Here is a 4,114-nt window from a genome sequence, read left to right on the forward strand (position 1 = left end):
AGTGATTGCAGCAGTCAGCGTTGTTTTACCATGGTCAACGTGGCCGATAGTACCGACGTTAACGTGCGGTTTTGTACGTTCAAATTTTTCTTTAGACATCGATTGTCCCTCTAAGACACGGATAAATCGGTGATATCACCACATCAACCAGGCAATATACCTGAACTGTTGAATGCTTTTAAAAGTAAACAGAGAGAAACGGGAAGGAGAAGTGAAGTGGTGCTGATACCCAGAGTCGAACTGGGGACCTCACCCTTACCAAGGGTGCGCTCTACCAACTGAGCCATATCAGCACGTCTGGAGCGGGCAGCGGGAATCGAACCCGCATCATCAGCTTGGAAGGCTGAGGTAATAGCCATTATACGATGCCCGCATCCTGAAACTCGGCTACCCAGTTCTTTCTGTAACAAAAAAGAGATTTCTCTCTTTTCTGTTTGAGCTGGTTAATTTTTCTAACCAACCCAGGCGGCGATAACGCTGCCAGAAAGTGGTGGTGGGGGAAGGATTCGAACCTTCGAAGTCTGTGACGGCAGATTTACAGTCTGCTCCCTTTGGCCGCTCGGGAACCCCACCGGACTTGATGGTGCCGACTACCGGAATCGAACTGGTGACCTACTGATTACAAGTCAGTTGCTCTACCTACTGAGCTAAGTCGGCATCAAGTAGCGCGCATTTTATGGAGACCTGCGCTTTCATGCAACTAAAAAATCGCATAAAACGTTCTATCGCTCACATTTTACACTATACGACCGATAAATAATCTATTTTCGCGCCTGGCTGTACAAACTTACAACGTTTCACGACCGTCCAGGAGGTGTTTTACTCCATCATATGTATACCAACTGATGCAAAGTGCCTCTTTTTACATCTGGAATACCCGTCACATTGCTTTTCAGGGGATGATTTTTTCTTATTATTCCCTCCCATCTGGTGTTACCCTCCTGCCCATTGTCCAAATTAACTGAAATGTGACGTGCCATTGCGTGCCAGGGATGAATTCATTTTTTATTACTGACCTGATATCGCAATGACAGCCAGACCATGCGTATGAGTATAAAAGAGCAAGCGTTAATGACGCCTTACCTACAGTTTGATCGCAACCAGTGGGCTGCGCTTCGTGATTCCGTGCCGATGACCCTGACCGAGGAAGAGATTGCTCGTCTGAAAGGCATTAATGAAGACTTATCGCTGGAAGAAGTTGCCGAGATTTATTTGCCCTTATCGCGTTTGCTAAACTTTTACATCAGTTCAAACCTGCGCCGTCAGGCTGTGCTGGAGCAATTTTTAGGCACCAACGGCGAGCGTATTCCTTATATCATCAGTATTGCTGGCAGCGTTGCGGTAGGAAAAAGTACCACTGCGCGCGTCCTGCAGGCATTGTTGAGTCGCTGGCCTGAGCATCGCAAGGTTGAGTTGATTACCACCGATGGCTTTCTTCACCCTAACCAGGTGTTGAAAGACCGTGGACTTATGAAGAAGAAAGGCTTCCCTCAGTCCTACGATATGCACCGTCTGGTAAAATTCGTTTCCGACCTCAAGTCAGGTGTCCCTAACGTCACGGCGCCGGTTTATTCACATCTTATCTATGATGTGATCCCTGATGGAGACAAGACCGTCGCACAACCCGATATTTTAATTCTCGAAGGATTAAACGTATTACAAAGTGGGATGGATTACCCTCACGATCCACATCATGTATTTGTTTCTGACTTTGTCGACTTCTCTATTTACGTTGACGCACCAGAAGAATTACTCCAGACGTGGTATATCAATCGTTTCCTGAAATTCCGTGAAGGGGCATTTACCAACCCCGACTCTTATTTCCATAACTACGCCAAACTGTCTGAAGATGAGGCTATCAATACCGCCACAACACTTTGGAAAGAAATTAACTGGCTGAATTTAAAACAAAATATCTTACCAACGCGTGAGCGAGCCAGCTTAATCATGACTAAAAGCGCCAACCATGCTGTTGAACAAGTGAGATTACGGAAATAAACAAAAAGGGGAGCTATCGCTCCCCTTTTTATTACCCTGCGCTTCTGAGTGATATTTCTCCACCCATCCACGGTTTGATCACGCCATCCTGTTCAAGTAATAGCGCACCTTGCGCATCTATTCCCCGGGATACACCAAATATTTCTTTATCGCCGATAATCAATTTAACGGGACGATTGATAAAATTATCCAGCGTCTTCCAACGTGGTAAATAAGGCGTTAGCCCTTCTTGCTCAAACAGTACGAGTGCTGCACGCAGCTCACGGATCAACCGAGCGGCAAGGGTGTTACGATCAATGTTAATTCCCGCTTCCTGCAGGTTAATCCAGCCCTGATTAACCACACTCTCTTCCACCCGACGCATTGCCATATTAATACCCGCGCCAATAACAATTTGCGCAGCGTCACCCGTTTTGCCGGTAAGCTCCACCAGAATGCCGGCGAGTTTACGATCGAGCAGATAGAGGTCGTTGGGCCATTTCACGCGCACCTTATCGGCACCCAGATCGCGTAATACTTCTGCCATGACGATACCAATGACCAGGCTCAGGCCAATCGCAGCCGCCGGTCCCTGCTCCAGACGCCAGAACATTGAGAGGTAAAGGTTTGCTCCAAACGGAGAAAACCATTTACGCCCACGACGGCCACGTCCGGCCTGCTGATATTCAGCGACGCAGGCATCACCTGATTCCAGTTGCCCAATACGATCCAAAAGGTATTGGTTGGTCGAATCAATGACCGGCAGGACGGTAATATTTCCACCACCCAGTTGGGAATGAATAACTGATGAATCCAGGAGCTGAATAGGTTCCGGTAAGCTGTATCCTTTACCGGGAACGGTAAATACATCAACACCCCAGTCACGTAACGTCTGGATGTGTTTATTGATAGCCGCACGACTCATGCCAAGCTTTTCACCTAGCTGTTCACCCGAATGAAATTCACCATCAGCCAGCAATGAAATAAGCGTCAGAGGTACAGTATGATCCTTCATGCTATGATCTCCACGGCGTTCATTTCCCCCTTCGGTCCAATAAATCGGACCTCAGGCTCAAGCCAGACATTAAATTTCGCACCCACTTTCTGGCGAACGTGATGGGCAAGCTGCACCACATCCTGGCTTGTTGCATCGTTGGCATTAATGAGTACCAGCGCCTGTTGCTGATGTACCGCAGCACCACCTATACTCGCCCCTTTTAGCTGACATTGATCGATAAGCCAGCCAGCAGCCAGTTTCACAGAGCCATCTTTTTGAGGGTAATGAGGCGCTGTCGGGAATTGTGACAGCAGCACCTGAGCAACTTCTGCGGTAACGACGGGATTTTTAAAGAAGCTCCCCGCGTTACCCTGTATTTTAGGGTCGGGTAGTTTAGTTGTACGCATATGACAGACGGCATCAAACACTTGCTGCGGCGTCACCGTCGAGGGATCCAGGCGAGTTAAGTCGCCGTAGGTCAGCACCGGCTGCCATTGTTTTGGTAGTTTCAGCCCAACTGCAACGATCGCAAAGCGATCCTGGTATTCATGTTTGAAGATACTATCACGATAGCCAAAACGGCATTCCGCTGCTGCGACGCGTAAATGTTTGCCCGTCGACAGTTCAACGCAATCAACATATTCACAGACACGCTGTAGTTCTACGCCGTAAGCACCGATATTCTGGATCGGCGATGAACCGACACAACCGGGGATGAGCGCAAGGTTTTCCAGCCCTGGCATGCCCAGTTGCAGAGTATGCTGTACCAGATGATGCCAGTTTTCCCCCGCACCTACGTGCAAATGCCAGGCATCAGGTTGTTCTGTGACCTGAATGCCCTTAATACGGTTAACAATCACCGTTCCATAGAAGGCATCAAGAAACAGGACGTTACTCCCTCCACCGAGGATCAGCACTGGATGTTGTAATGCATTGGCTGATTGCCAGGCATTCAGTAATTGTTGCTCATTTTCGGCGCAGACAAGTTCATTAGCATACTGATCAATACCGAAGGTGTTCCAGACTTTAAGGGAGTGATTCATAGACGCTTTCCTGATGCAAAATCGCGCTTAGTTTACCGCATATGCCTCAGGATGGCTTGTGTTATGGAAGAGTGGGATATTGAGCACTCACCGACAA

The 4,114-nt window shown here is 48.1% G+C and carries 4 protein-coding genes and 4 tRNA genes; 1 reads left to right on the plus strand and 7 read right to left on the minus strand.

Annotation, left to right across the window (positions count from 1 at the left end):
* The 5 genes from FCH32_RS23030 to FCH32_RS23050 form a co-directional block, all read right to left on the minus strand.
* The coding region (locus FCH32_RS23030) for a GTP-binding protein (protein WP_001363157.1) at nt 1–99 on the minus strand (99 nt) is incomplete at its 3' end.
* 118 nt (nt 100–217) lie between these two features.
* Nucleotides 218–293 (minus strand) — tRNA-Thr (locus FCH32_RS23035).
* Nucleotides 294–298: 5 nt separating this feature from the next.
* Nucleotides 299–373 (minus strand) — tRNA-Gly (locus tag FCH32_RS23040).
* A gap of 115 nt (nt 374–488) precedes the next feature.
* Nucleotides 489–573 (minus strand) — tRNA-Tyr (locus FCH32_RS23045).
* 8 nt (nt 574–581) lie between these two features.
* Nucleotides 582–657: transfer RNA gene (locus tag FCH32_RS23050), tRNA-Thr, on the minus strand.
* Nucleotides 658–1,047: 390 nt separating this feature from the next.
* On the opposite strand from FCH32_RS23050, the gene coaA reads away from it, so the two are divergent.
* Nucleotides 1,048–1,998 carry a type I pantothenate kinase gene (coaA, locus tag FCH32_RS23055; protein WP_096759485.1) on the plus strand — a complete coding sequence of 317 codons (951 nt, stop codon included), beginning with the start codon at nt 1,048–1,050 and terminating at the stop codon, nt 1,996–1,998.
* A 31-nt stretch (nt 1,999–2,029) separates the two neighbouring features.
* Here coaA and birA read toward each other — a convergent pair whose 3' ends face one another.
* Nucleotides 2,030–2,992: a bifunctional biotin--[acetyl-CoA-carboxylase] ligase/biotin operon repressor BirA gene (gene birA / locus FCH32_RS23060; protein ID WP_115259739.1), complete on the minus strand. Its 963-nt coding sequence runs from the start codon at nt 2,990–2,992 to the stop codon at nt 2,030–2,032.
* The gene (murB, locus tag FCH32_RS23065) at nt 2,989–4,017 is read right to left on the minus strand and encodes a UDP-N-acetylmuramate dehydrogenase (RefSeq protein ID WP_174361583.1); all 1,029 of its coding nucleotides are present in this window, start codon (nt 4,015–4,017) and stop codon (nt 2,989–2,991) included. Before murB ends, birA begins: the two co-directional genes overlap by 4 nt.
* Nucleotides 4,018–4,114 lie beyond the last annotated feature (97 nt).

The sequence above is a fragment of the Citrobacter gillenii genome (genome assembly GCF_013337685.1).
Taxonomy (GTDB): domain Bacteria; phylum Pseudomonadota; class Gammaproteobacteria; order Enterobacterales; family Enterobacteriaceae; genus Citrobacter; species Citrobacter gillenii.

Coding starts and splice junctions, on each gene's coding strand:
- birA (WP_115259739.1), bottom strand. CDS start 2,992: ATGAAGGATCATACTGTACCTCTGACGCTTATTTCATTGCTGGCTGAT.
- coaA (WP_096759485.1), top strand. CDS start 1,048: ATGAGTATAAAAGAGCAAGCGTTAATGACGCCTTACCTACAGTTTGAT.
- murB (WP_174361583.1), bottom strand. CDS start 4,017: ATGAATCACTCCCTTAAAGTCTGGAACACCTTCGGTATTGATCAGTAT.